This is a genomic window from Turneriella parva DSM 21527 (assembly GCF_000266885.1).
Lineage (GTDB): Bacteria > Spirochaetota > Leptospiria > Turneriellales > Turneriellaceae > Turneriella > Turneriella parva.
Genome location: NC_018020.1, coordinates 600,417 through 626,559, shown reverse-complemented (window position 1 = coordinate 626,559; position 26,143 = coordinate 600,417). Strand labels below are relative to the sequence as shown.

At 55.1% G+C, this 26,143-nt stretch carries 21 protein-coding genes and 1 pseudogene; 19 read left to right on the top strand and 3 right to left on the bottom strand.

Going from position 1 to position 26,143, the window contains the following annotated elements:
• Positions 1 to 9 precede the first annotated feature (9 nt).
• Genes TURPA_RS02915 through TURPA_RS02885 form a run of 7 tightly spaced genes read left to right on the top strand, consistent with a single transcriptional unit; the run spans position 10 to position 11,125 of the window.
• A complete protein-coding gene (locus tag TURPA_RS02915) occupies positions 10 to 4,413 on the top strand; it encodes an alpha-2-macroglobulin family protein (protein WP_014801785.1) in 4,404 nt (1,467 codons plus the stop codon).
• Entirely contained in the window at positions 4,413 to 5,111 is a 699-nt protein-coding gene (locus TURPA_RS21325; RefSeq protein ID WP_014801784.1) for a VanW family protein, read from the top strand. The genes TURPA_RS02915 and TURPA_RS21325 overlap by 1 nt, the downstream gene beginning before the upstream one ends.
• On the top strand, positions 5,108 to 5,827 hold the full coding sequence (locus tag TURPA_RS02905; protein ID WP_014801783.1) for a YfaP family protein: 720 nt from the start codon (positions 5,108 to 5,110) through the stop codon (positions 5,825 to 5,827). The genes TURPA_RS21325 and TURPA_RS02905 overlap by 4 nt, the downstream gene beginning before the upstream one ends.
• A 39-nt stretch (positions 5,828 to 5,866) precedes the next feature.
• Complete coding sequence (locus TURPA_RS02900) at positions 5,867 to 6,559, top strand: hypothetical protein (protein ID WP_014801782.1); 693 nt, start codon at positions 5,867 to 5,869, stop codon at positions 6,557 to 6,559.
• Positions 6,556 to 8,583: a transglycosylase domain-containing protein gene (locus TURPA_RS02895; protein WP_014801781.1), complete on the top strand. Its 2,028-nt coding sequence runs from the start codon at positions 6,556 to 6,558 to the stop codon at positions 8,581 to 8,583. Before TURPA_RS02900 ends, TURPA_RS02895 begins: the two co-directional genes overlap by 4 nt.
• The gene (locus TURPA_RS02890) at positions 8,471 to 9,586 is read left to right on the top strand and encodes a peptidylprolyl isomerase (RefSeq protein ID WP_483756776.1); all 1,116 of its coding nucleotides are present in this window, start codon (positions 8,471 to 8,473) and stop codon (positions 9,584 to 9,586) included. Before TURPA_RS02895 ends, TURPA_RS02890 begins: the two co-directional genes overlap by 113 nt.
• Before the next feature lie 15 nt (positions 9,587 to 9,601).
• Positions 9,602 to 11,125, top strand: coding sequence for a spiro-SPASM protein (locus TURPA_RS02885; RefSeq protein WP_014801779.1), 1,524 nt, complete (start codon positions 9,602 to 9,604; stop codon positions 11,123 to 11,125).
• 19 nt (positions 11,126 to 11,144) lie between these two features.
• Here TURPA_RS02885 and TURPA_RS02880 read toward each other — a convergent pair whose 3' ends face one another.
• Positions 11,145 to 12,299, bottom strand: coding sequence for an MBL fold metallo-hydrolase (locus TURPA_RS02880; RefSeq protein WP_014801778.1), 1,155 nt, complete (start codon positions 12,297 to 12,299; stop codon positions 11,145 to 11,147).
• A gap of 40 nt (positions 12,300 to 12,339) precedes the next feature.
• Complete coding sequence (gene smpB, locus TURPA_RS02875; protein ID WP_014801777.1) at positions 12,340 to 12,783, bottom strand: SsrA-binding protein SmpB; 444 nt, start codon at positions 12,781 to 12,783, stop codon at positions 12,340 to 12,342.
• 324 nt (positions 12,784 to 13,107) lie between these two features.
• On the opposite strand from smpB, the pseudogene TURPA_RS02870 reads away from it, so the two are divergent.
• The 4 genes and pseudogenes from TURPA_RS02870 to TURPA_RS02855 form a co-directional block, all read left to right on the top strand.
• A pseudogene (locus TURPA_RS02870) lies at positions 13,108 to 13,350 on the top strand (RNA recognition motif domain-containing protein); the annotation flags it as partial.
• Positions 13,351 to 13,509: 159 nt separating this feature from the next.
• Positions 13,510 to 13,842 carry an MliC family protein gene (locus tag TURPA_RS02865; RefSeq protein WP_014801775.1) on the top strand — a complete coding sequence of 111 codons (333 nt, stop codon included), beginning with the start codon at positions 13,510 to 13,512 and terminating at the stop codon, positions 13,840 to 13,842.
• A 37-nt stretch (positions 13,843 to 13,879) separates the two neighbouring features.
• On the top strand, positions 13,880 to 15,145 hold the full coding sequence (locus TURPA_RS02860; protein WP_014801774.1) for an oxygenase MpaB family protein: 1,266 nt from the start codon (positions 13,880 to 13,882) through the stop codon (positions 15,143 to 15,145).
• A 94-nt stretch (positions 15,146 to 15,239) separates the two neighbouring features.
• Positions 15,240 to 15,953: a hypothetical protein gene (locus tag TURPA_RS02855; protein ID WP_014801773.1), complete on the top strand. Its 714-nt coding sequence runs from the start codon at positions 15,240 to 15,242 to the stop codon at positions 15,951 to 15,953.
• Here the strand turns inward: TURPA_RS02855 and TURPA_RS02850 are convergent.
• Entirely contained in the window at positions 15,950 to 17,269 is a 1,320-nt protein-coding gene (locus TURPA_RS02850) for a hypothetical protein (RefSeq protein ID WP_245536804.1), read from the bottom strand. The two genes, TURPA_RS02855 and TURPA_RS02850, sit on opposite strands and share 4 nt — an antisense overlap.
• 300 nt (positions 17,270 to 17,569) lie before the next feature.
• Here TURPA_RS02850 and TURPA_RS02845 point away from each other — a divergent pair, with 300 nt between their 5' ends.
• The 8 genes from TURPA_RS02845 (at position 17,570) to TURPA_RS02805 (ending at position 26,101) form a co-directional block, all read left to right on the top strand.
• On the top strand, positions 17,570 to 18,130 hold the full coding sequence (locus TURPA_RS02845; RefSeq protein ID WP_014801771.1) for a MarR family winged helix-turn-helix transcriptional regulator: 561 nt from the start codon (positions 17,570 to 17,572) through the stop codon (positions 18,128 to 18,130).
• Positions 18,123 to 18,764 (top strand): transglutaminase-like domain-containing protein, encoded by a 642-nt coding sequence (locus TURPA_RS02840; protein ID WP_014801770.1) that lies wholly within the window; start codon positions 18,123 to 18,125, stop codon positions 18,762 to 18,764. The genes TURPA_RS02845 and TURPA_RS02840 overlap by 8 nt, the downstream gene beginning before the upstream one ends.
• 74 nt (positions 18,765 to 18,838) lie before the next feature.
• Positions 18,839 to 19,231, top strand: a complete 393-nt coding sequence (locus tag TURPA_RS23290; protein WP_157210376.1) for a hypothetical protein — start codon at positions 18,839 to 18,841, stop codon at positions 19,229 to 19,231.
• A gap of 194 nt (positions 19,232 to 19,425) precedes the next feature.
• The gene (locus TURPA_RS02825) at positions 19,426 to 20,439 is read left to right on the top strand and encodes an MbnP family copper-binding protein (protein WP_014801767.1); all 1,014 of its coding nucleotides are present in this window, start codon (positions 19,426 to 19,428) and stop codon (positions 20,437 to 20,439) included.
• Positions 20,440 to 20,441: 2 nt separating this feature from the next.
• A complete protein-coding gene (locus tag TURPA_RS02820; protein WP_014801766.1) occupies positions 20,442 to 21,656 on the top strand; it encodes a methanobactin export MATE transporter MbnM in 1,215 nt (404 codons plus the stop codon).
• A 7-nt stretch (positions 21,657 to 21,663) separates the two neighbouring features.
• On the top strand, positions 21,664 to 22,716 hold the full coding sequence (locus TURPA_RS02815) for a transporter (protein WP_014801765.1): 1,053 nt from the start codon (positions 21,664 to 21,666) through the stop codon (positions 22,714 to 22,716).
• 70 nt (positions 22,717 to 22,786) lie between these two features.
• A complete protein-coding gene (locus TURPA_RS02810) occupies positions 22,787 to 24,334 on the top strand; it encodes a CsgG/HfaB family protein (RefSeq protein ID WP_014801764.1) in 1,548 nt (515 codons plus the stop codon).
• Positions 24,335 to 24,385: 51 nt separating this feature from the next.
• Positions 24,386 to 26,101 (top strand): mucoidy inhibitor MuiA family protein, encoded by a 1,716-nt coding sequence (locus TURPA_RS02805; RefSeq protein WP_014801763.1) that lies wholly within the window; start codon positions 24,386 to 24,388, stop codon positions 26,099 to 26,101.
• The last annotated feature ends 42 nt before the right edge of the window (positions 26,102 to 26,143 follow it).

Sequence of the window (26,143 nt, the reverse complement as noted above, 5' to 3'; positions counted from 1 at the left end):
GGCGGGCCTATGCGTCGCCTTGTTCAGCTGGTATTCTTGCTGCTCGCGGTGACGGGAGTTTCGGCAACAGGCAACTATCTGACTATATATCCCCAAATGCGGAGTATTGCGACTTCGGCGCCGCTTTACCTGAGTGCCTTCGCGCGCGGCGGCAAAGAACTCGAGGTGATGCTCGTCGGTATCAGTCGCACAGACTATGAAAAATACAACGTCGACCCTTGGTCGCGATCATACCAGCAGATTTTGGCCAAGGCGAAATATAAAGAAAGCAATGCAGCATTCAAAGCAAAGTTCAAGGCAAAAACCGGGGCTAATTATCTTCAGCTGAAGCACGGGGTGAAGCCGGGTTATTATCTCATCGTCGCGAAACTCGACGGCGATACCGTGGCGAAGAGCACGGTGCTGGTTTCAGACATCGGCATTGTCGCGAAGCAGAGCGACAGCGAGCTCTTGATTCAGACGGTGAACCTCGTGACAGGTAAAAGCCGCGGCGCAACCGACGTCACAGTCTCTTCACCTTCGGGCAGCGAATCAAAATCTCTGAAGACAGACCCGAACGGGCTTGTGCTGCTTTCATTCAAAGACTTCGAGATAAGCAGAGACCAGATTCGCATCACTGCGACCGATGGCAAACAAGAGGCCGAACTCTTTTCAGGGCAAACGCCTTACCCCGACAGCAAGTACCAGGTTTTCATAGACAGCGACCGGCCGATCTACAAGGGCAATGATGTAATCGAATGGTATGCTGTGCTCAAAAAGCGCAAAGGCGACGGCACACTCGCCGCGCTCAGCAATACTTCGGCAGAATACCGTGTCACGCTTCCCGACGGCAAAGTGGTGAAGAAGGGCACGCTGAAAGTCGGCGAATGGGGCAAATGCAACGGTACATTCAGAGCTCCACCTGAGACTGGCGGGTTTGCAGCCATCACGCTGACCGTCGCGGGTGAAAGCCATCAGGCAAATGTCTTGATCAAGGACTATGTGAAACCTTCGCTTTTGGTCGAGGTAATGCCCGACCAGAACGCCGTGATTTTCGGTTCAAAGATTCGCGGCAAAATTCGTTCGCGCTATCTCTACGGGGCGATACCCGAGGGCGCCGAAATCGAATACGAGGTCTACAAGGGCATCTACCGCAAACCTGAATTCGAGATTCGCAGCGAAGAAAAGTTTTTTGATATCGCGGGCCCCGGGCGTTCGGGAGGCCGTGGCGACATTGTCGATCAAGGCAGGGGCACGCTCGACAAAGACGGCGAGTTTGATTTCGTCATCAAAACCTCTGACGAACACAAAGGCAGCGTCTTCACTATTCGCGCGACGGTGATTGCAAAAGGCACGCAGAACCAAGAGGTTGACCGCGGCGGCGGGCAGGCCCAGGTGAAGGTGCTCGCCGGCGGACTCGTGCTTTCGCTGCGGCAAGACAGGTTCATTTTGCAGCCTGCCGTTTCAGAAACATTACGCGCGCGGCTGATCGATCTGGCCGAAAAGCCCGCGATGGGCCAAAAGTTAAAGCTCACCATCTATCAGGAAAAATGGAAAACCAAATACGAAGGTCCTGCTTCGGGTGAAGTCGAGTACACCAAAGTCACCGAGCTCGCCGCAGAGACCGATGCGGCGGGAGTCGCCGAGGTGCCGCTCACCATCGCCACCGAAGGGCATTTTCAGGTGACGGCGACGGTGAAAGACAGTGCAGGCAATGAAATCAGCGAGAGTGTCTTCTATTGGGTCGCCGGTTCTGCGTTTGCGCTCGCGGGGCCAGCGCTAGCCGAACTCTCAGTGAAGGCAGATAAGCGCTTCTACAACCCCGGCGAAACTGCGCGCTTTATGATTACCTCGGCGATCAAAGACGCAGAGATTCTGCTGACCGCAGAAGGCGACCGCATCTACGAGCACAGGCTTGTGCGTCTCAAGGGTAATTCGTCGCTCTATGAACTGAAGCTGAGCGCTTCGCACATGCCAAACGTCTATATCTCAGCGAGCCTCGTCGCCGATGGGCGTCTGGTGAGCAGCGTGCTGCCCGTTTTTGTTTCGCCGCAGAGCCGCTTCATTAAAGTCGAAATGCAGACTGCAGAGCCGCAATACCGCCCGGGCGAAAAGGTGAAGCTTGCGGTGCGCACGCTCAATGCAGAGGGCAAAGGTGTCGCGGCGTCGGTGAGTCTCGCGGTGGTCGATGAGGCCGTCTATCTCGTACAAGACCGCCTGGCGCCATCGATTGAGAAATTCTTCTACGGCCGCCGGCCGAACCGCACACGGCTCAGCTATTCGTTTCCGCAGGTTTTTACCGGGGGCGATTCGAAAGACTCACCCGAACCCGAAGCCGACCGCACCAAGTTCAGAGATACCGCGTTCTTTTCTGCACATGTCGAAACCGACAGCGCAGGCAAAGGCAATGTGGATTTCATTCTGCCGGGAAATCTGACCACCTGGCGCGCGACCGGCATCGCTTCTGATAAGACTGACCGCGTGGGCTCAGGGACGCTCAAATTCATCTCAACCAAAGAGCTGGTAACGCGGCTTTCTGTGCCGCGCTTTCTGAACACGGCTTCGAAAGGCACTGTCACAGGCATCGTGCAGAATCTGACCAATGAACCACTCGAAATCGAAGGCTATTTTGTTGGCAAGGGGCTGAAGCTCTCGGGCAAAACAAAGTTCTCTGGCACCGCCAAACCGCGCCAGCTCTTGACATTCGAGGTGGTGGCATCGGCCGACGCAGAAAGCGCCGACGGTAAAGTGCTCTTTTTTGTCGAATCGAAAGATAAACGTTTCAAAGACAGCCTTGAAAAACCGTTGCCCGTGCATGAAACCGGGCTCGACCACACCTTTAGTACCGCGGGCCTGATCCTAAAGCCGGGTGCGCAGAAGGGTGAACTCACGCTTGAATTGCCGAAGAATCTGGGCTCGAAGAATTTCGTCATCAAAGAATACGGATTCAGCGTCGTGCCTAACCTCGGCGCCGCAGTTATGGGTTCGCTCGAATACCTGATCGAATATCCGCATGGTTGTGTTGAGCAGACGACCAGCCGCTTTCTGCCGAACATCGAGGTTCTGCGCTTCATGAAGAAACACAACCTGCAGTCAGAAAAGCTGCAGGCGCGGCTGACACAGAACATCAAGGCCGGTATTGCGAACCTGCTCGCGCTGCAGAATGAGAAACGCGGCGGCTGGGGCTGGTGGCAGAGCGCCGAAGAACACGCAATCAACCACTGGATGACCGCTTACGCGGTCTATGGCCTCGTCGAAGCGCGTAAGGCAGGTTACGAAGTCGACGCTTTTCGTTTGAAAAAGGGAATCGCCGCGCTCAAAGATATGCTGCTCGAAACCGGCGGCGAAAAATCTTCGTCGCTCGACGAAAACGATTACCCGCAGAAAGAATCGTTTGTGTATTTCGCGAACTATATTCTCACCCGTGCGGGCGAGGGTGATGCTTCGGTGAGCGACGCCGCGGTTGCGCTCGCGAGCAGCTCGCGCATCGAATCGCTCGGCTGGTCGGCGCAGACACTGCTCGCTGAACGCCGCATGGTCGAATATTCGCAGCTGCGCGGTATTCTGCTGAAGCGCGCGAAAGACGGTCGGTTCAGCGAAGACCTCGGGTCTGACCGCCCGAACACGAGTGACGCACACTACAGCGCGATCGCGCTCACGGCGCTCGCGCTCGATGGCAAGGCCGACTTTTCTGCCGAATACATTGCGGCGCTGCTCGCGAATCGCGATATATCGGGTAAGTTTGTCTCAACTCGTGATACCGCGGTGTCGGTCTACGCGATTCTGGCGTACCTCAATGCGAACGTGAAGCAGCTTTCGGCTGCGCAAAAGATCAAGATTGAATATGCATCGGGAAAATCAGAAACGGTCGAAGTGGGCGCAGAGCAGAATCTCGGCGAACCGCGGGTTGTAAAGGTCAGCCCGGCAGAATTTCGCTCTGGCAAACCGATTAAAGTCAGCTACGAGGGCGATGGCATTGCGCAGGTCTATGCCTACGTCAAAGGCTTCGAAAAAACCACCGATTTCGTTGCCACCGAAAATGGAATCAAGGTTGAGCGGCACTACGTCGAAGCCGGCAAAGACGCCGAGAATTCAAAATTTACCGGCAGCCTCGTTGTCGGCGACGCGGTCGATGTGATTGTGAAGGTTAACCCAGGCAGCGGGTCGGGCAATTACCTCTATGTCAATGAAAATGTGCCGCCGGGTTTTGTCATCGAATCAGATTTTGATTACAGTTATGGCCGGCGCAATGTCGTCGTCACCGGTAGCAAAATCTATTTCTATGCCGAGAACTATTATGGTAGCGAAACTTTTCGTTACCGCATTCGTGCGGTCAACGCAGGCAATTACCTGATACCGCCTTCGCGCGCCGAACTCATGTACCGCGACACGGTCAATGGCTCTTCGGGCGCCGAAGTGATAAAGGTGGAGTGATGCGAGTACTGATACCTTTCACCCTCATCTTACTCACCGCAGCTTCGACCCTCTCTGCGCTGCAAAAAAAGGTCACGCTGCCGATTACCCGTTACTCATACCCCGTCACCGCGAATCTCGACCGTGCGGCCGCGACGCTCAAAACCATCACGATCGCGCCGGGCGCAACGTTCTCGTTGAATGACGCGCTCGGGCCCCGCAACGCAGCGACGGGTTACCGCATGGCACCGGTCTTTGGCGGCAATGGTGTGAGCCTGTCTGAATTCGGCGGCGGGCTCTGTATGGTGTCTTCGATCGTTTACAATGTCGCTCTTGCTGCAGGGCTCGAAATTCTGGAGCGCCACCCGCACCAGCGCGTTGTGCGCTATGTTGCCCCGGGGCTAGACGCCGCTCTCGACTACGGTCGCAAAGACCTGAAAGTACGAAATCCTCATTCTACACCTGTTTCGTTCAGGCTGACACGCCATGGCAAATATCTGACAGCAGAACTATTTGCCGAAGGCACAGAGAGCGCTTCGATTCGCATCGAGCGCGAAGTCGCGCAAGACCAGATACCCGGTTCTCTCGAACCCGGTTTCAGGGTGCGCACGCTGCGGGTTTACACTGCGCACGACGCGACGCCGGTGAAAAAAGAAATTCTTTCGCAAGATACCTTCTTGCCGATTGATGCAGCATCTGAGGGGGATCTTCAGCGATGACGAAACTGCGCGCTCTGGTGATTGTCTTTACCCTGGTTTCGCTCGGCCTCATCTCGGCTAAAGGCAGCGAAGGCGCTGGCGGTAAGCGCAAAGCTTCAGGTCTGCCTGAGATTACCATTTCGGCACCCGCGAGCGGCTGGACAGCGCTTAAGGTCGTGAAGATCGAAGGGGAAGTCGCGAACGCCCCGAAAATTGAAGAAGTGCGCTTTTTCCACAACGGAGTGCTGCGACACCTGCCGATCATTGAAAGAAAATTTTCACAAGAGATTGTGCTCGGCAGCGGCGCCAATTATATCAAGGTTGAGGCCGACAACGAAAACGGCACAGCGAGCGCGGCGCTGAAACTCGTCACCAACAACGAAGCGATGGACATCAAAGTCATCTTGTACTGGGACACGAATTTCACCGACGTCGACCTTTGGGTGACCGACCCAGCGAACGAGCGCGTGTTCTATGGCAACCGGCGTTCGAAAATCGGCGGCGAGCTCGACATCGACATCACCACGGGTTATGGCCCCGAGACCTTTACGCAGAAGGCCGCGCTGCCGGGTGAATACCTGGTACAGGTGCAATATTATGGCGGCGCACAGCCGACGATGGCCAAGGTGCTCGTAATTTTATACGAAGGTACTGAGCGTGAAAAGCGCCTCGTCATGCCCGCTCTCTTGCACGAAACCGGCGAAGGCATTACGATCGGCAAATTTAAGGTGGATTAACATTTGAAACAGCGCACATTACTGATTGCATGTCTTGCGGTGACTCAGCTTATCGGTGCGGCCGCGCCTGAGCAAATTATCGGCCGAATTCGGTCGGGTGACAGGCGCGTGCTAGCGACGGTCAGCCTCGCAGAAATCGAAGCAGTTCAAAATCACAATGAAACTTTTTTCTATATTTCGCGGGTTATTGGGCAAAAAGCCGTGCGCAGTCTCTTCGGTTGCTTTGAGAACAGAATTTCGGGTGTGCGCAAAATCTGTGCAGATTCGCTGTATCAGCTGAAGCTCAACTATGTGCACAAAAAATACATCGTGCTGCTGCTGAAAAAAGAAAAAGACCCTGCGGTGCAGATGGCGCTGCAAGATGTCGTCGTGCGCATGAACGAAGAGCGGTTCTATGCTGCGAGGGCAGCGCGCGATAACCGCTTTCTCGCCAAAATCACGTACGACGAGCTTTCGGTGATCGCCGACAAGGGTGTGCCTGCGAGCAAGGCGTTTGCCGGCGAAGACCTCGCGTTTCTCGGTGGCGGTCTTGAAAACACCGATAATCAGGTACGCATCTTTTGCGCGCGCATGATCGGGCGCGTGGGTGACGCCAAAGACCGCGCGAGAGCCTTGCTCGCGAGGGCAAAGGGCCGTGAAAAGGTCAAAGCAGTCGCGAAAGAAATTGATATCTCGCTTGCCTGCCTTGCCGGGTCAAAATGCCCTGATATCTATCTGCAAGACGAGCATTGAAAAACCGCCTGCGCCGCTATGCACTGATCTCACTCGCGATCGGCTCAGCTCTCGTTGTAACAATATTCTTGCTCCTCTGGCACCAGACCAGCGCCGATTTGGCTTTTCTCATTTCTGCCGTGCAGCACCCGCCGCAGACAGGTGAAATCACATATCTTGATGCTGCGGGTGTGGCCTTCGACCATGAGAAATCGGGCACCAGCTACCGCAGCGTTGAGCTTGAAGAGATCGACACAGAACTTATCGCCGATCTTGTTGCAGTTGAAGACCGCAATTTCGCAAGCCACCGGGGTGCCGATTTCTGGCGCACGATGCGCGCGGCATTTTCTTATGTCGTCGGGGCCGGCAGCAAGGCTTCAGGTGGTAGCACGCTGACGCAGCAGCTGATCAAAAACCTGCTTAACCATCGCGAACGAACGCCCGCGCAAAAAGCAAAAGAGATCTTGCTGGCGCTGCGGCTCGAAAATGCCCTGGTTGCTGCAGTGCCAACCGGCGGAGGACTTAGCGTCGGCAAGCGGCAAATACTCTCGGCATACTTCAACCATCTTTTTGTGGCAAACCGCTACCGCGGACTTAAAAATTTCGCCGAACTTGTGCTCAGAAAAAACGTCGCACGGCTAACTGCTGGCGAGCGCGTCGCCGTCTTAGCAGTTCTGCGTTCGCCGGCAGCGTTTATGGGGCCTGAGGTGCGTCTGACCGAAACCCTGCGGCGTATTGAATCAGCATTGGGGCGCGCTGGTCGCAACGCGGCGAATACAAAGCTCACGTCGGCAGCAGAGGCCGCTCGCTGGTTGCAGAATTACACAAAGCTGATCACGGGGCCGGTTTATCTCGCAGAGGCGAAGCAACCCCAAAGTTCGCTCGCGAAGTCGATTGGCAATCTATTCAACCTGAGCACCGCCCGGCGTGAATATAGTTTTACTTCAACAAAAGTGGCTACTCAGCGCATCGGTGCGCTCGACGAGATTCTGCAACAGAGACTTGAAAACCGGCTTGTGAAACTGAACCGCGCCCCGGCAGAAAAATGCAGCGTGACGGGGGCATACCTGCTCGTTCGCCTCACCGATGCGTCGGTGGAAGCGGCAGGCGAAGACCGCTGCAGCCAGTTTAATGAACTGGTGCAGGCAAAGCGCCAGGTTTCGTCGACAATTAAACCGTTCTTGTACGCATATGCTTTCGAGACGCTGCAGCTGACCCCTGCGAGCATCTTCGACGACCGGCGCGTGACTGTGGCCGCGCGCGATGGCAGCAGCTATGCGCCGGCGAACCACTATAAGACCTTTCGCGGCAAGATGCACCTCAAGAATGCGCTACAAGTCTCGGCCAACACGATCAGCCTGCAGCTTTTCGATAAAGTTAACAAGGCTGGCTTCTCAGAGCGAATGGCGCGCGCGTTCGCGCGATATCCGCAAGATGAGGTGGCTCCATTGCTGCATCGAGACTATTCGCTGGCACTGGGTACTGTAGACCTCTCGCCGGTACACGTGGCTTCGGCATATCTGGCGCTACTCAGCAGAGGGCGTAAAGTTTACCCTCACTGGGGCAGTCTCGTATCGGGTATAGATCCTCATCAAGAAATGAGTCTGCCGGTGCGCGCAAACCCAGAAATTATTTTTGACCCGCTTAGGGCAGAGCAGGTGCGTGAAATGCTCACGGCGGTTTTGCGCCCCGAGGGTACCGGCGGCGAATTCATGGGTGCACGCGACGAGATTGTGATTCAAGAGCTGGGTGCGAAAAGTGGTTCGGGGCCGGTCGACACCTGGTTTGTCGGCTATTCGCAAGACGTGTTGCTGCTCGTTTGGCTGGGGTTTCGTGAGCGCAGCGAAAGGCCGCGTGATTTTCATGCGGCGACCTTGTGGTACGATCTCTACCTGGCGACATTGCCGTGGTTCAGACCGAAACCCATGGTATATGCTCCTGAGCTCGAGAAGCGATACTTTTGCGCCGAAACAGGATTACCCCCGACACCGGCCTGCCGCCGTATCGCGTCGGCTCTCTTCAGACGCGACCCGGCCCGCTGGTAGGCAAAGGGATTTCAGTTTACGGCACATGAAGAGGGCAAGAAGAAACGCTATGCGTTTTGCTGGTTTGGTCTTTATTTCTCTAATCTTTTTCGTGCTGACTGTTTCTTCGGCTTTCGCGGCAGTCGTGCTCAATGACGTGATCGCGGTTGTGGCAAATGCGCCCGTAACGACGATCGACCTGTCGCAAGAACTCGACCGTCTCAAGAGGCGCAAAGCCCCCGCCAAAGACAAGCGCGGTGCAAAAAGCCAGGCGCTCGATAATCTTATCGGCCGCGCCATCATCGACGTCATCGCGCGCGAAGAGTCGGTCACAATCTCGCCAGAACGTATCAACAACGCAATCAAGAAAGAAATGGATATGCGGGGCATTCTGCGCGAAGAAGATTTCAAGAAGGTCATTAAGCGTGATACCGGTATGGAGTTTGATGACTACAAAGACGAACTTTCGCGCCAACTCAAGACTCAACAGGTGATGCAGCTGAGGGTGTCAGTACCCAACCCGACCCCTTCGCAGGTCGAAGAGTGGTACCGGCAGAACAAAAGCCGTGTCGGCAAGAAATACACTTTTCGCATGATCTACATACCCGTCGCGGGCAATGAACTAAAAGTCAGCAATACGATGAAAGCGGCGCGCGCCATGGGCGCTTCTTCAAGCGCCGGCTTCGCGAACGCAGCGACCAAGTATTCTGCGCATGCCTCGAGGGGCAGGGGCGGCCTCATGGTCGACATGCGTCTCGACCAGGTTGCGCAGATCGACCCGATCTTAGCCGGAGCGATTAACGGCACGCCAATGGGCACGACTTCGCAGATTTTCGTCGGCTCAAACGGTGGTTATTACTGCGTGCGCGTTGAGAGCGCGCGTGCGATTGGCCTCGACGAAGTCTACGACAATGTGCGCGCAATCATCTACAGCCAGAACGAACAGATTGAATATGGCCGCTGGCTGAAAGAACAGCGCAAAAAAGTTTCAGTCACCATCTATCTCAAAGACTATCAGGAATAGCACCGGCAGCCAGGCATGACCGACGCCGCGATTCTCATTCACCTTTCAGCATCTTATGCGACGGGTCTGGCGCTTGAAGCACAGGCGTCTTTGCTTGCAGCCTTTACCGATAAGATCGCGGCGCTGAACCTGCCGGTGTTTCTTGTGCCAGGCAATGCGGCGCTTGCGGGCGCGCTGAAGCCAAACCTAAAGTCAACGGAGCTTGAACCGGCAGCCAGCGAAATTGCAGCGATCAGGCAAATTTTCGCCGATCGCGGTGTTGCGCACATCTTTGTATTTAACGGCATTTTCCCGCTCTTCGATACAGAGCTCAATGCACACCTGTTTAAGATTCATCACGAATACCGCGCCGATATCACCTACGGTGAAAATCTGCCGCCGGGCATAGCTCCGCATCTCGTCAGCCGCGACCTGCTCGAATCGCTCGATGTCATGGAGGCAAACGACGCTGACGTCGCCGCCGCGGGGGTCAGAGCATTCGTTGAAAAGAATATCAACCAGTTTCATGCCGAAGTGCACTATCAAGAGCCCGACCTGCGGCTCATGCGTCTCGATTTTTCACTTTCGACACGGCGCTCGCTCGCAAAAACTTTGGCCTTTTTCGCGAAGCTCGATGTGGGCAAACCAGCTTACGCGCAGCTGCAGCCGCTGATCGTCGCAGCGCCAGAATTACTGCACACTTTTCCGTCGTATATCGAACTCGAGTTCTCAGCAACCAGCGAACACAAAAGCTTCTTCTCACCGCTGCGATACGTCGAGCAGCAAGCAGCCCGGCTATCGCGTGAAAACTTCGACCAGGTAAAGGCGTATATCGCGACCGGGCTCAAAGATACTTCGGTTTGCGCCTCGGGTCTCGGCGAACCGTTGGAGCATCCGCTGGCAGCAGAGTTTCTGAGCGATTTACTCGGCGATGACAACATTCGCTACGTTTTTGTCGAGACGAATGGTATTCAGCTGAACCGGCTGTTGCCTCTCGCCGGCCATGCGCAGGCGAAAAAACTGCGGGTGATCGTGCTGCTCAATTCACTGGCGAAATATCAGGAATATTCTGGCGCGCCCGAATCGACGCTCTCGCAGGTGAAGTCGAATTTCGCCGCTTTCGCGCAGGCACTCACCGCAAACAAGCTGAATGCGCAAGAACAGCTTTTTCTGCAGGCATTCAAAGTCGAAGAAAACGAAACCGAAATCGATGCGCTGTATGCGCTTGCCGACGAACTCGGCGGCTCTTTCTTGCTGCAGAAATATAACCGTTATGCAGGTCTGATGCCCGAACGGCGCGTCTCAGACATGACCCCGCTTGAGCGCTATTCGTGCTGGCATTTGCGGCGCGACCTGTTCATTCGCGCGAACGGCGATGTCGCTTTCTGCAAGCAGACAGTAGACCCTCAAAAGCCGACGGCGCGCGGCAACTTAAGTAAAGACGCTCTTGCCGAAATCTGGCGCGCGCAGCGTGATGATTTTGTACTGAACTTTCAAGAGAAATATCCGGCGCATCTGCCTTGCGCGAACTGCGACGAATATTTTACGTTCAATTTTTAAGCATTGAACGAATCAATCCTCATTGCTCATTCACCTGAGTCGAGACTATAGGGTGTTCTTGCGCTGTCTGCCATTCAACCTGCGGCCACCAGCGGTTAAGTCTAGTGATGCCGGGTTCGAAACTCTGCCCCGGCCTCGGTGTCGCGACGGTGACAGATCGCAGTGAGGCTTCTTTGCTCACGCGTTCTATCGGCTCTGTCCAGCTGTGGGCGGCGAGCACGAAAAGGCCCCAATGCACCGGCAGCATCACACGGCCGCGAACCCAGTTGTGTGCCTTTACCGCTTGTTCAGGGCCGATATGCCAGTCAGGCCAGCTGCGGTGGTACTGCCCGACTTCGATCATCGTGAGGTCGAAAGGCCCGAGTTTCGTACCGATCTCTTTCATTGCGGGAAAAAGGCCCGTGTCGCCCGAATAGTATACCCGGTGTTTTGCCCCGATGAGCGCGAACCCACCCCAGAGTTTCGCATTGTTGTCGATCAGCACGCGACCCGAAGCATGCCTCGCCGGCGTGAGTACAATCTTGAATGCGCCGGCGCGGCTGAACGCCTTCTCTTGCCACCAGTCGAGCTCGACGATGCGGCTTTCGGGTATGCCCCAGTACGCGAGATGCGCGCCCATACCAAGCGGCACGACGAAAATGTTTCGCCACGAACGCATCTGCCGAACCGTCTGCATGTCGAGATGATCGTAGTGATCGTGCGAAATAACAACTGCGTCTATTTCGGGAAGGTCGTCCAGCGCAACCGGGGGCGCGTACCAGCGTTTCGGCCCGGCAAAGGGCAGCGGAGAAACCCGTTCACCGAAGACCGGGTCGGTGAGCACCCGGTAGCCATCGATTTCAACCAGCGTCGAAGAATGTCCAAACCAGGTGACGCGCAGGCCCGATTCGGGGGCGATACGAAAATCTGCCGATGAATGGGTAAGCGCAGGTACGGGCCCCGACGGCGCGACGAATTTACTCGCGCGTGTCATCGCGGCCATGGCGCCCCAGAAATCGTTTTTCAAAGGTTGAGGATTTTCAAATTGCGAAGCCTGCCATTGCGGTGACGCGGCCATTCTCTGTCGCCTTTCGCCCGAAGCACGCTTGCCAAAAGCAGACCACCCTGTGATAATCAACCCGGTCAAAGCGACGAGCAGCGCCACCGCCACAAATCGCGTGATTTTTTTGAACATGGTGTTACCCTTTTGCGATGCGATGCAGCGACGAGAAAAACTATTTGTAATCTTTCATCTCGCGCTCGGTGTCGCGGCGAATGTCTTTTTCACGAATCGATGAACGCTTATCATGCGACTTTTTACCTTTGCCGAGCCCGATCAGCACTTTCACATAACGGCCCTTAAAGTACATTTTGAGGGGCAGCAAAGCATAACCACGTTCGTGCATCTTGCCGCGCATGCGGTCGATCTCTTTCTGCTTCAGCAGCAGGTTGCGGGGCCGCAGCGGATCATGGTTCATGATATTGCCCTTTTCATAGGGTTCGATGCGGCAGTTGATCAGCTGCACCAGAGGCCCGCGCAACAGCACATAACCATCTGAAATATTCACCTTTTTCTGGCGCAGCGATTTGACTTCGGTTCCCGTGAGCGCAATGCCGGCCTCGAAATCTTCGACAATTTCGTAGTTGAAGCGAGCCTTACGATTGACGGCAATTTCCATAGCGAGATGAACCTCAGGCAGCCGGCCGTTTTGAGACACGCCGCAAAGAGAGTTTATGCCTGAGAATGTCTAAAAAGTCGCCGCGCCTGTGCAGCGCGGTTCGCGACTTTTCAGACGACCCCAATTGTCTTTATGCTTGACGCCTTATTACTGCAGGGCCAAGAGCAGCTGAACCGAGAATTTAGTAATGCTCCAGATCTTTAGTTGTCTTTGAACGAAGTTTAACTACCTTTCCGAGAATTTACAATCAGGTTTAATTAAGGCAAGTTTGCCATACATACAGCTGTGTGTACAGGTAAGCTTGTTGTTGTGTAAGAGGAAAAAATGAACATCTATGTAGGTAACTTAGCTTATTCAGTGACAGAACAAGATCTGAAGCAAGCTTTTTCAGAGTTTGGCACCGTTCAATCGGCGAAAATGATTATGGATCGCGACACAGGCCGCCCAAAAGGCTTTGCTTTTGTCGAAATGGAAAACAAGTCAGAAGGCATCAAGGCTATTTCTGGCATGAACGGTCGCTCAATGAATGACCGCGAGATCGTGGTAAACGAAGCGCGTCCACGTGAAGAGCGTGGCGGCGGCGGTGGCGGCGGTGGATACCGTGGCGGCGGCGGCGGTGGTGGTCGTGGTGGCAACCGCGGCGGCAGCGGCGGCGGCGGTTACAACCAACGCTGGTAAGAACGAAATAGACTTCACGCTGCCGCGACGCTCCGGCGTCATGGCAGCGTGAAGTCCAGAATATTCACTCTTCTCTCTCTGCTTTTCTTTCAACATTCTCACAATCATCTTCAGGCTGAAAGCCAGCCGCGCGAAAACAAAGTCCATTACCGATGTGCCGCGGGTAAAACCGTCTATGCCGCATTCTGGCTGGGTGAACCCGGCAAGGTAAGGCTGAAGCTCAGCGACGGTCGTTCGTATCGTCTGCCACAGGTCATGTCAGCTTCGGGCGTCAAATACGCAAAAAATGAGGATCAATTCATTTTCTGGAGCAAGGGCGACTCAGCATTCATTCTCGAAAACGATGTCATGACCTACCGCGACTGTAAAAGCCGCAAATGAAAGTTGACGAGATGTTCACCTTGTGCGTGAACAGGCCATGCCACATGTAGCTGCTTCTGCATCGCCTGCGTACCCTGCGCGCTTTCGCGACCCGTCTCAAAACAAAGATTTTTTTCTCGCACTCACCGAGCGCCTTTTTATTCGGCGAAAAGTGACGCCGCAAGAGGTCGCGCGTTACGGCACCTACCTTTGGCAAGGCGACAGCGATGCCGATGCACTCGCGCTGAAATTTCACGACTTGGGAATGGTTCGGCAAGGCTCACCACAAGTGCAAACGCCGATGGCGATGCTGCAGCAGGCAGTCACGGGTAATCTGCCGCAAGACGCACCGCGTGAGCTTGAACAGTTGATGAAAAATGTTTCTCAAGACCCAGCGTGGCTTGACAGACGACTCATCGATATCGGCGCACGGCTGTCGCAGCGCAGCGGTATGCTCGGCGAATATGTGCTTTCGTGCGTGAGTCTTATGGGCGGTTATCGATCCGCCGCTGCGAATAAACCCATCGCCTTCACCGGCCAACTCGAGTACATGGCACCGCGCCGCCTCGCCGAAACTGCAAAGTTTGGCTTTGATGTGACGCGCACGGGCGCGATGGCTGTCGGTGCGACAGGGTATCAGGCCGCACTCAAAGTGCGCATGATGCACGCGCATGTACGGCTGATGCTCGACCGTTCGCCCCGCTGGCGTCATGCCGAGTGGGGGCTGCCCATCAATCAGGCGGATCTCATAGCGACGAATGTGCTTTTTTCTGCGGTCTATCTCGGGGGCCTCAGGGTTCTCGGGCTGCAGATATCTGACGAAGAATCGCTCGGTGTCATGCACCTGTGGCGCTATATCGGCTGGCTGATGGGCGTTGCTGACGAGCTGCTGCCTGAAAACGAAGAAGAAGGCACGCGTATGGCCTGGCTCGCGGGCGTAACTCAGCCCCCTGCCGATGAAGATTCGCGTATGCTCGGCCACGCGCTGATGCAGGTGCCGCTCGCGCGCGCAGAAGGTTCGCTCGCCCGGGCAGCTGCGTGGCTTGAGATGCAACTGAGATCGGGCTTTAGCCGCATTGTGCTCGGTGACCCCGCGGGCGACGATCTCGGCCTGCCGAATAATCCGTTCAAATACGCGATCGCTTTTACAACTCCGGTAATCTTCGCGGCCGAAACATTGCGGCGGCTGGTGCCCGGCGCGACCGAACTTGCCGTTCAGCTGGGCGATGCGTTGCAGCGCCGCATGGTCGAGAGGCCCCTCGCCGGCAAGCCTGCAACCTTTACCCCGCCGCAATCGCTGAAGCGCGAGTCGGCGTATGCCTGAAACCGGCATAGGATAAATATCTTACAGCGAAAAGTTTCACCCGAAGTAAACTTGTGTACACAATATCGGCGACACAGAGTTTTTTCGCAGCTGTATGAAAGCGACGAACAGAGAGTTGCCGCAGGCCATCATTGAGGCGGCAGAAAAAACCCTGCACGCGAAAGACCGGCTTGTGGTGCGCGCTTATGGATTTATTCCCGTGACGGAATATTTCATGCGCGATTTTATCAAAAAGATACTCGCAAAATTCAATCGGCCAGAGTTGGCGCCTGCAATCGGTATGATCATCAAAGAACTTACCGTCAATGCAGCCAAAGCCAATTTCAAGCGCATTCTATTCATCGAGAACAACATCGACGTTGAGAATCCTGCTGATTTTGAGCGCGGCATGAAGATATTTCGCGAGGCCATCTCTGAATCGATGGCCCTTGAATATGGCAAGAAAGCGAAAAATGCCCGGCTGAATGTTCACGCAACTTTCGATTTTGACGAAAACAGGCTGATCGTCGAAATTCGCAATAACCTGCCGATGTCGCGTATCGAAGAAGAGCGCGTGCGCGAAAAGTTCGCGCAGGCGATGCGCTGCAACGACATCGCCGAATTCATGATGGAAAACGTCGATGAAACAGAAGGTGCAGGTTTGGGGCTCATTTTGAGTCTCATGGCGCTCAAATCTTCACAGATTGACCCTCACGTACTGACGATATCGACCAATTACGAAAGCGAAACCATCGCCAGGGTAGAAATACCCTTTAATGAAAAATACCAACCGCGTCGCGCGCGGGCTCACGACTCTGCGGTCGCCTAACTGTTATTGCAAGCCGCTGAATTGCGGCATTTACGCAGATCCATCACGGCTTTTTCATTGACCAGAGCCATCGCCGCAATCCCGTTCTGCATCGCCCAAGTGACGACGTTGCGCCAGACTCCGGTGTTTGAAGTCGTCATCTTGTCGTAGCCCGATCTGAAGCGTATCAAGTACGTATTGAACGCCTGCTCGACGATCAGCTTGTGCACATTGCCCACAGGCAGATTATAGCGATTCTGCCGTGCATTCTGGTATGCCTGCGAGTTCAGGTAGTTTTCGAGATTACGGTTTGCATCATTGCCACCGACGGTGCGCGCGCCGTATTGGTCTTCTGCCCAGCCTTCGATGTCGGTATGGTTGTACCCCGTCGAAACCCAGACGTGGGTCATCTGCACGATGTCTCCGGTGTAGTGGTGCGAAAGGGCATAATAAAGCACCTGGTTGCCGCTGATGTTCCAGTAGCGGCCGACGACGGCTGCAGTCTGCAGACTGTTATTGCGGCTCGCGAGACCTTCGAGCCAGGCTTCGTTGTAGTAGAAAGTGGCTGCGTTGTACGAGGGTTCCCAAATCAACCAGTCTTGATTGCCGACAAAAAAGTCGTCGATGCCCCCTGCGCCACCCGGAATCACGTTCGGCACCTGGTACGTGTCGTCGAGTTTGACACCGAGGTCAGGGCAGTTGCCGATGATGGTCGTGTCGCTGAGGCAGTTGTAGTTCGTACCGTCGTCGGCGCCGAGCCGCTTGTCGCCGCTCGGGTTACCGCGTGGCGTGGTTGAACCGTTCTGCATATAATCGCGTGTCGGGTCTTCGCCAACGCCGAGCGCGACTTCGATGTATTCAGAGCACGCCGAGTGTGTGCAGTTGCGCACGTCGATCGAGAATTTCGAAGAGTTGAGGCCGGTCGCGATCAGTGAGTCGAGGCTGCCGAACTCTTCAAAGCCGTAGGTCGTGTTGTATGAATAGCCATCGATGAGGTTGTAGTTGTTGGTGACATGCCGGTTGCCGCTCGCGTCGCCGGTCTTTAGGTTAATAAAGTGCGTATAGCTCGTGACGTTGATGCCGATGACGTTCCAGCTGAAGGGCAGAATCGGGTGGTCGATAAAGACATCTTGTACGTAGTCGGGCTTGTCGCCGCCGACTCGGTTAATGCCAATCGCGCCGCACTGTACGTTCTCGGGTTTGCCCGCAGCGGCGCCGCCCAGAATGACGCAGGTGCCTGTGTAACGCCCGCCGGCTTTTGCCTTGAGGTAATCCGCAGCCCAACGCTGCTGGTTAGTGCCCTGAAACTCCATATAAAGCACTGAGTCTTCAGACATATTCTGGTGCACATGAAAAGAGTACGCAGACAATTCGCCGGCGCCCAGGCACACAAGCGCCGAAATAACAAATTTTCGCAGTGATGAGTGCATGAATTTCCCTTTAGTCTGGCCGTAAGACGACAAATATAGATGCCCTTCGCGCACATGCATGGGCCACTTTTAAGGTAAACAGGCGTTCATTAATAATAGGATCTACCCCGTTCTGGTGTCGGCCCCGGTAGTTGCGGGCGGCGCGCCTGTCATGCGGCAATTTTGAAGAGTGTTGACTGTGTATATGCACTGTATTTTATCTGGCCTATGATGCGCGGTGGGGCAACACAACTCAACTGGCTCAATGCAGGTGCGGTCTGCCTCAATTTCAACCTGCGCCGCACCTCGCGCGCGGTCACGCAGTATTATGACGAAGCCCTGAAGCCCACGGGCGTCAAAGTGACGCAGTTCACCATTCTCATGGCAATCGCTTCAGAATCCGTCGCGCGTAGTGGTCAAGAGGGCCATGGCGCAGGAGGTGCCGGGGTTCGCCGCGTCCAGGATGGCCAAGCGGTGAACCAGGGCGCGAACCAGACGGGAGGCTCCATTACGAACATCGCCCGCCTCGCGATGGTCGATCGCACAACCCTTACGCGCAGCCTCAAGATTCTCGAAGACGACAAGCTGATCGAGATTCGCAAGGCGCAGCCGGGTAACAAACGGCGGGTAATTATCACAGCCAAGGGAATAAAGAAGATGAAAGAGATTTATCCCTATTGGTTTCGTGCACAGCGCGAGCTGGTGAAGAAGCTCACGCCTGTAAAAACCCGCGAGCTCAGGCACCTGCTCGGTGACGTGAAGAACTCCGCCGAGGCGCTGCATGGTTGATGAAGTCTACCTCAGGCCAACCTGGACCATCGATTCAGACCACCCCGAAGTCGTCACCTATGCAGAAACGATCACGCAGGGCTTAACCACACCGCGTGAGAAAGCCGTCGCACTCTATTACGCGGTGCGCGATCTTGTCATGTACGACATGATGGTTGAACATTTCTCGCGCGAAGTATTCAAGGCTAGCCAATGCCTGCACGCGAAGCGCACGTTTTGTATTCCGAAAGCGGTGCTGCTCGCCGCCTGCGCGCGCGCGGTGGGTATACCCTCGCGTTTAGGCTTTGCCGACGTCACGAACCATCTCGCGACACCGAAGATGCTCGAGATGTTGGGGGGTGACTACTTTGCATTTCATGGGTATACCGACCTCTACATCGATGGCAAGTGGGTGAAGGCGACGCCGGCGTTCAACGAGCGGCTCTGCCGTTTCTTTAAGATCAAGCCGCTCGAATTCGACGGCCGCAGCGATTCGGTTTTTCACGAATTCTCAGCCGATGGCAACAAGCATATGGAATATCTGCACGACCACGGTACGTTTGCCGATATGCCATATGAGCTGATGATCGAAACGTTTCGCAAGCACTACCCGCACTGGTTTCAGGCGGGCGGTTCGCTTGCAAAATGGGCGTGAAAAGAAGAATATCTGCGCTAATTCTCCATGTTGAAGAATCATTGACGCTCGGGTTCTGCAAACGGGTCTGCCGTGTGCTCTCCACCCGCTGGAAAGTTATTCACGGCCTCGGTCTCTGTCTTTTTTTCGTGCAGCTCGCGGGCGCTTTTGAAGTTGCCTCTATGCAGCGGCCAAAGTTTTACCTCTGCGTGCATACGAAGCAGAAAATAGAAAAAGGTAAACCTTGTCCCTGCGGTTGCGACAAGCGCATGAAGGCCCTGGCGAAAGTAAGGCTTTTGAGCGCCGATCATGCCTGCGCGAACGAATCGGACGATGCAGTTGTTCCGGCATATTCGCGCTGGCTATTTACCAACGAGGCGCCTTCACTTGTCGCAAGGGGCATGACTTCAACCTCGTACTTCACTCCGATCACATTCCTTTCGTCGATTAATTCTGAACTCGAAACTCCACCACCCCGAATCGGCTGATACCTGACGAGGCTTAGCCCCCTACAGGTAGGCCTCTTGTGCATGTGCATTCGCGGCAATGACAGCCGTATTGCGGCCAACGCGAAAAGTTTTGGTGCGTAGCGACTATTGGCGCCGGCTTTGCCGGTCAGACAGGGTCGTTGTGCTCCTTTTCGCCGGGCTGAATGCTAATAATTTACCGGAGTACAATACATATGAAAAGAGCAATCCTAATTTTTGCAGTCCTGCTTTCTTATCTGCCGGGCTGCGCTAACACCGGCGACAAGGCACCGGAGAGCACAGCCTCAAACTCGGTGTCCACGCCGACCTACGATGTGACGCTTAATTTTCAGGCTAAGGTTGGTACAGCCGACTTCGCCTGCGGCACGACCTACACGGGAGCCAACGCGGTTGGCACGGCTAACACTGATCTCGTGGCCCGGGACTTTCGCATTTACGTGCACGATGTGCGTCTCGTGAAAGCGGACAACAGCGAGGTTTCGGTCAGTATGACGAACGACGGCACCTGGCAGTACCAGAACGTTGCGCTGCTCGATTTCGAGAACGGCACGGGCGGCTGCGCTTCGACCACCGGCCCGACGGCGGCAACCAACTCGCAGGTTAAGGGAACAATACCACAGACCGGGGGTGTCGCGTTTACCAAGATCAAGTTTCGCCTCGGAGTACCGCTGAGCCTGAACCATCTCGATGTCAATACTGCGTCTGCACCACTCAATGTCTCTGCACTGTACTGGGCATGGACCAGCGGGCGCAAGTTTGCGCGCCTTGACTTTCTGACCTCAGGTGGTGGAGCTTATAATTCCACTGCCTTCAACATTCACCTGGGCAGCACGAGCTGCACCGGCACGAATCCTGTTTCATCGAATGCCGACTGCAATTCGGCCAATCGCCCTGAGATCACGCTGAATATCCCGGCTGGCAGCCAGACCGATCTCACAGGAATCGCCAACATGCGGTTGGTCGCCGACGTCCGTGAATTGCTCAAGGACCTCGATCTGACCGTTGCCGATGCCGGTGCACCGTCTGGTTGCATGTCAGGCAACGGCGATCCCGAATGCCGTAGCGTCATGCCCCGTTTTGGTCTCATGTATAGCTATACAGGTACAACGCAGGCAACCCGCAATGCAACGAATAGCACTGTGTACGCGGCTGCGACCGGAGGTCATGCCACGCAGGTCAGCGCACAGTCGTTCTTTCGCGCTGAGTAAATATGTGTAGCAGCCGCTGGGCTGTAATCATTCTCGCAGGCAGTCTCATTGCCTGCGAGAACTTTGATCCACAGCTGACAACGCCGAGCTCAAGATACGTCTGGCAGATACCGGCGAATATACCTGCGCCGCGCGAGCTGGCCGACAACCCCATGACCTATGAAAAGGTTGCTTTGGGGCGCCACCTATTTTACGAGAAACGCCTCTCGGGAAACCGCACATTTTCGTGCGCGACCTGCCACCACCCGTCGCACGCATTTGCCGACGACCCCAACATTGACGACGGCAGTGCCGATTTCAGCAAGAGCGGTCTCAATCGTATCACTGTCGCGAAAGGTTCAACGGGGGAGTTTCACCCGCGTAACAGCATGCAGCTCATAAACCTTGCCTGGCAACCTGTGCTGACGTGGGGCAATCCGCTCATGGTGAGGCTGCACACGCAGGCGCAGGTGCCGCTCTTCGGAGAAAATCCCGTTGAGTTGGGCCTGGTCGGCCTCGAGGAAAGCCGCTTGAGTGAGCTCAGGTCTGATCCGGTTTACCAGAAGTTATTCGCCGCAGCCTTTTCGCAGAGTGGAAATCCATACACAATGGGCAATGTGACCCGTGCTCTCGAGGCATTTCAGCGTTCCATTATCGGCTTCGATTCTCCATACGATCGTTTCTCGCGGGGTGAATCGGGGGCTATCAGCGCCTCTGCTGTGAACGGCTTCAATATGTTCTTCAGCGAAGAGTTTGAGTGCTTTCATTGCCATGGCGGCATCAACTTCACCAACAGCGAAGACCATTCGCGCAAGGCATTTGCTGAAATCGATTTTGCCAACAACGGCCTCTATAATATTGGCGGCACAGGGGCATACCCAACCGGCAACACGGGTATCAAAGAAGTCACGGGTCTGGTGAGTGACATGGGCAGGTTCAAAGCTCCCACCCTGCGCAATATTGAACTCACAGCGCCCTATATGCACGATGGTTCGATCGCCGATCTCGATGGTGTTCTGGATCATTACGCACGCGGCGGCCGCCTTATCTCCAGTGGCCCAAATGCGGGGGATGGTTCGCTTTCACCATTCAAGAATTCGTTCGTCAAGGGTTTCACTCTGACCACCCAACAACGGGCCGACATGATAGAGTTTCTTCGCTCGCTGACCGACGCGAAGTTCATAGCCAACACGGCTTACAGCAATCCATGGCCTCAGGGTCATCTCAACAATCCATAGGAAAAATATGAAAAACAAGTTTCTTCTTTTATTTGCTTTCTTTATCTTGGCGCATTCGATTTTCAGTGATCACGGCCCGCTCACCACCGGTGCCGGCGCAACTCTGATCGAACCCACAACGCTGAAGCGTTTTCAACTTTCGGCTGCGCTGGCAATTGCCGTAAGCCAGTACGAACGTCTTTCTGATGCCGATATTCAGGAGCTCACCCTGCGAATGAATCAGCGGGGTAGTCATGTCGATTCGATCAGACAGAGCCTCTTGTCCACTGTCTCCGCTGCAATAGGCGTTACCGATTCGCTCGAAGCCGGTATGCGTTACCGGTACTACCGCGGTGAAGAGGTACGTGAGGGACTGATCGATTCGGGGGGCACGTACCGCAGTATCAGGCTGGGCAATATTGGCGGCACGGCAGACCCGGACTTGTATCTCAAGTACCGTGTCCTGAAAACGGACAGGCATACTCTCACGTTTGCAGGTTTTGCCAAAGTGCCACTCGGGAAATATTACACGACCCATGAGGCTAAACCGCTATCCGCGTATGCTCCCCAGCTTCAGCCGAAGCTGCACCTGACGGGTGGTGGAAACGCCGGCGACCCGCTTTCAGAAAAGTACTCGATAGAACCTTCACTTACACCCGGCAGCGGTGCGTGGGATTTTTCAGGTGCAGTCGCATGGTCGATGTGGCTCGGCGAAGGCGCTTCGCTGACTGCCTCGGTGCTTTACACGCGCAGAACAGCGGCGCAGAATTACAAAGTCGGCGACAGTGTTGAAGGTGGATTCTCTCTGCAGCGGCGGTGGGGCTCGCGTGACGAAGCGAATTTTTCCCTGTTCACTGAACTCACGGCGCGCCATCTCATGCCTGCAGTTTCCTTTTCTGAAGCCATAGGCAATACCGGCGGCACCATGTTTTTTCTTTCACCCGGTGTTGTATTCGCCTGGCCTGCGGGGCTGTCGGTATCGTGCTTCGTTCAGTTGCCGGTTCTCCGTTATGTCAATGAACCGCAGCAATACCTGGCATATCGCGCTGGGTTTTCGGTGGCCTACATGTTCGGCATCTGAACGGGCGGAGCGCAGCATCCATGCCAGCAGAAAAAGTGAACCGCTTATGACTCGGCGGCGTCTAAGCTTCATGAAACACAAACTCCGTTTAATGTGCTCGGTGCTCGCTATAACAACGCTCACCGGCCAGGCCAACGCCGCCACGCTCAATGATGCCGCAAATGATGTCTCTGCCTTCTTTGCGAAAAATCCCGGCAAGACGGTCGCGGTACTCGCCTTTAAGCACGGCGATGCCAAAGCTATAGCTGAAGTGACCGGTGTGCAAGACCGGCTGACAGAACAGCTCGTTGCTGCGGGTAAAGTCACCGTAATTGAGCGCGATCGTATCGAGCAGGTCTTGCGCGAGCACCAGATCGACCAGTCGGGCGCCACTGCGAAAACGCGTATCGGCGAACTCTTGCAGGCAGATTATATTCTGACCGGCAGCATTACCCCCGGCAAACGCAAGAACCTCGAGGTGACCGCGCGGCTCGTTGAGATCGCGACTTCAAAGATCGTACTGACTGCCCGCGCGAACGTATTGCGGGCAGACGTGAGCGAAGTCATCACCGTACAGCCGCGCGGCAACTATCTCGGTGAGCCGTTGGTACAGATCGCAATTCTGATCGATACATCGAGCAGCATGGACGGCCTCATCGATCAGGCGCGTACACAGATCTGGAAAATCGTGAACACCCTCGCGAAAGGCAACCGCGAAGGGCGCCGCCCGCGTATCGAAGTTGCACTCTACGAATATGGCAACAGCAATCTGCCGACAGAGCAGAACTATATACGCCAGGTGCTGTCGTTCACTTCGAGTCTCGACAAAGTCTCAGAAAAACTATTCGAGCTCAAAACGAATGGCGGCGAAGAATACTGTGGCGCTGTTATAGCGCGCGCTCTGGCAGAGCTCAACTGGAAAAAGTACGACGACGTCTACCGCGTGGTCTTTATCGCCGGTAACGAACCCTTTACGCAGGGCCCGGTAGACTTTAGAGCGAGTGTGGATGCAGCACGCCAGCAAGGCATATTCGTGAACACAATTTTCTGCGGCAGCCGTCAAGAAGGCATCGCCACGCAATGGCTGACTGGCGCACAGCTGTCGCAGGGCGACTTTCACGTGATCAACCATGACCACATGGTGCAGGTCGTGGCGACGCCGTACGATGAAGAAATACAGCGCCTCGGGGCCGAATATAACTCTACCGTGATTCCCGTTGGCCGCGCGGGTGCAGAAGAGAAAGACCGCATGAGCGTTCAGGATGCAAAAATCGCCGCAGCACCCGCCGCAAGCGGAGCGTCAATAGAACGGGCTGTTGCCAAGAATTCTGAGCAATACTCTGAAAGCAATGAATGGGATCTCACGACGATCTTTAGCAAAAAGAAAAGTGTCACAGCGGTGAAGCGTGAAGAATTGCCGGCCGAGCTCAAAGGCAAATCAGAAAAAGAGATCGAGGCGTATGCGAAACAGAAGAGCGAGAAGCGCAGCAAAATTCAGGCGCGTATTGACGAGTTGAGCCGCAGGCGCAACGAATACCTCAGCCGCGAATCGGCGAAATCGGCAAAAGGCGATGACCTCGGCAAGGCAACACAGGCTTCGGTCAAAACTCAGGGAAAGAAGTTAGGGTTTGCATTCTAACCACCTCGCTGCGGCAAAGTAGTTAGGTCAAACAACGAATAGAGAGGCTCTATGAAAAAAATAATCGTATCAATCCTGCTGCTTAGCGCGGTTCTGCCGCTCTTTGCCTTAACCAAAGTTACGGGCAAGGTCGACTCGGTGACGGTGTTTACCGACCGGGCAGTCGTTAGGCGGGTGCAGGCCGTTGAATCAGCCGAGCCGACAGGTACGCTCAGGTTTATGGCGCTACCGCAATCGTTGCTGCCCGATACCGTGCGAGCCTCTGGCACGGGTCTCACTGTGACAGGCGTGGCACTGCGCCACGTTGAAAAGGTTTATGGCGACGAATGGGCTGAGCATCCTCTGAAGAAGAAGATAGTAAAACTCGAGGCACAGATTCGCGAAGAAGGCGACCAGCTTGCGAATGCGAAAGACCAGTTGCGTGTGCTCGATTCGATGATGAAATTGACGACGAGCCAGAGCGACCGTGAGGCGCGCGCAAACGCCCTCAACGTCGAGTCATGGGAAAAAGCGCTGAGATTTCTCGAAGAGAAAAGGTCAACGTACCAGGGGAAGATCCGCACAAGTGATGAAAGGCTTGAGAAGCTGCGCAAAGATCTGAACAGAGTGACGCTCGAGTTTAATGCCGAGATACAGTCGGCGAAGACATCGGGCACCGAAGTCGAGGTGTCTTATGTCAGATCGGGCCAAGAAGGTGGCAAGGTCGAACTCGAGTACATGGTCACCAATGTTTCGTGGATCAGTGTCTATGATCTGCGCGGCTCGGCAGAAGGCAGTGAGTTTCAGCTCGTGTCGCATGCAATCATTCGGCAGAATTCAGGCGAAAACTGGAAAAACACGAAGGTGACGCTTTCGACAGCGCGGCCTTCGACGGCTTTAACGCCTGGCATTCTGCAACCCTGGCGCGTCGCTGCTGATTCGCTCTTTGGTTCACGGCCGACGAAAAGTGCGATGGGTAAGCTGAGTGCGGGCAGTGCTGCGCGCGATGAGGCCGGCGAAGAAGCTGACGCACCGGTTGAACCTGTTGATTCATCAGAGACAACGACAGTTTCGATCGCTTTACCGGGACGTGAAAACATACAGAGCGACAATTCTGACCATAAGGTAACGCTCAGCGCATCGCCGCTTAAGGGAACGTTGACGCATGTCGCGGTACCTTCGATGTCGTCTTACGTTTTTCTGAAGGCACGCCTCAAGAATACGAGCGCGGCGCCGGTGCAAGGTAGTCTCAACGCCTTTCTCGACGGCAGTTATGTCGGCAACATTACGCTAAAGAACGCTGCCGCAGTGGGCGAAGAATTCGACGTTTTTCTCGGGCCCGACCAGCGTATGCAGCTCAAGCGGGTGCTCAAACGCGGCGACGTTGAGAAGAGCGGGCTTTTTGGTGGTAAAGTTGAGGTCGTAAACCAGTGGGAGATCGAAGTTTCTAACTTCACGAAAAAAACACGCCAGGTGACTGTGTACGACCAGTTTCCGGTTGCGGGCGACCCGAATATTTCGACCAAATATATTGGTGCGAGTCGCGCAGAGACGCAGAAAGATGCGAACGGCATTTTGAACTGGAAGCTCGACATCAAGCCCGGCGAAAAAATCAAGTTCGACTTCAGCTACTCGCTGACTTTCCCGAAAGAAACCTGGGAGAAATTCACGCGCTCATACGACACGGGCAACACTCTGCAAGAGCAGAATATGTATGACCAGATGTCGCCGGCAGCAGCGCCCGCAACGCGGCAATATAACCTCGAGAAGATGCTGCAGAAGCGCTAGCGTTTTTGTCTCCTTGAGCCTGTCGAAAGGTGGCTACAAGCA

Bases quoted from the DNA above. Each gene is read 5' to 3' on its own strand.
- TURPA_RS02905 (WP_014801783.1), top strand. From the start codon at position 5,108: ATGACGAAACTGCGCGCTCTGGTGATTGTCTTTACCCTGGTTTCGCTC.
- TURPA_RS02845 (WP_014801771.1), top strand. From the start codon at position 17,570: ATGATGCGCGGTGGGGCAACACAACTCAACTGGCTCAATGCAGGTGCG.
- TURPA_RS02815 (WP_014801765.1), top strand. From the start codon at position 21,664: ATGAAAAACAAGTTTCTTCTTTTATTTGCTTTCTTTATCTTGGCGCAT.
- TURPA_RS02890 (WP_483756776.1), top strand. From the start codon at position 8,471: ATGCTCCTGAGCTCGAGAAGCGATACTTTTGCGCCGAAACAGGATTAC.
- TURPA_RS02805 (WP_014801763.1), top strand. From the start codon at position 24,386: ATGAAAAAAATAATCGTATCAATCCTGCTGCTTAGCGCGGTTCTGCCG.
- TURPA_RS02915 (WP_014801785.1), top strand. From the start codon at position 10: ATGCGTCGCCTTGTTCAGCTGGTATTCTTGCTGCTCGCGGTGACGGGA.
- TURPA_RS02860 (WP_014801774.1), top strand. From the start codon at position 13,880: ATGCCACATGTAGCTGCTTCTGCATCGCCTGCGTACCCTGCGCGCTTT.
- TURPA_RS21325 (WP_014801784.1), top strand. From the start codon at position 4,413: ATGCGAGTACTGATACCTTTCACCCTCATCTTACTCACCGCAGCTTCG.
- TURPA_RS02820 (WP_014801766.1), top strand. From the start codon at position 20,442: ATGTGTAGCAGCCGCTGGGCTGTAATCATTCTCGCAGGCAGTCTCATT.
- TURPA_RS02850 (WP_245536804.1), bottom strand. From the start codon at position 17,269: ATGTCTGAAGACTCAGTGCTTTATATGGAGTTTCAGGGCACTAACCAG.
- TURPA_RS02840 (WP_014801770.1), top strand. From the start codon at position 18,123: ATGGTTGATGAAGTCTACCTCAGGCCAACCTGGACCATCGATTCAGAC.
- TURPA_RS02855 (WP_014801773.1), top strand. From the start codon at position 15,240: ATGAAAGCGACGAACAGAGAGTTGCCGCAGGCCATCATTGAGGCGGCA.
- TURPA_RS02810 (WP_014801764.1), top strand. From the start codon at position 22,787: ATGAAACACAAACTCCGTTTAATGTGCTCGGTGCTCGCTATAACAACG.
- smpB (WP_014801777.1), bottom strand. From the start codon at position 12,783: ATGGAAATTGCCGTCAATCGTAAGGCTCGCTTCAACTACGAAATTGTC.
- TURPA_RS02880 (WP_014801778.1), bottom strand. From the start codon at position 12,299: ATGTTCAAAAAAATCACGCGATTTGTGGCGGTGGCGCTGCTCGTCGCT.
- TURPA_RS02825 (WP_014801767.1), top strand. From the start codon at position 19,426: ATGAAAAGAGCAATCCTAATTTTTGCAGTCCTGCTTTCTTATCTGCCG.
- TURPA_RS02885 (WP_014801779.1), top strand. From the start codon at position 9,602: ATGACCGACGCCGCGATTCTCATTCACCTTTCAGCATCTTATGCGACG.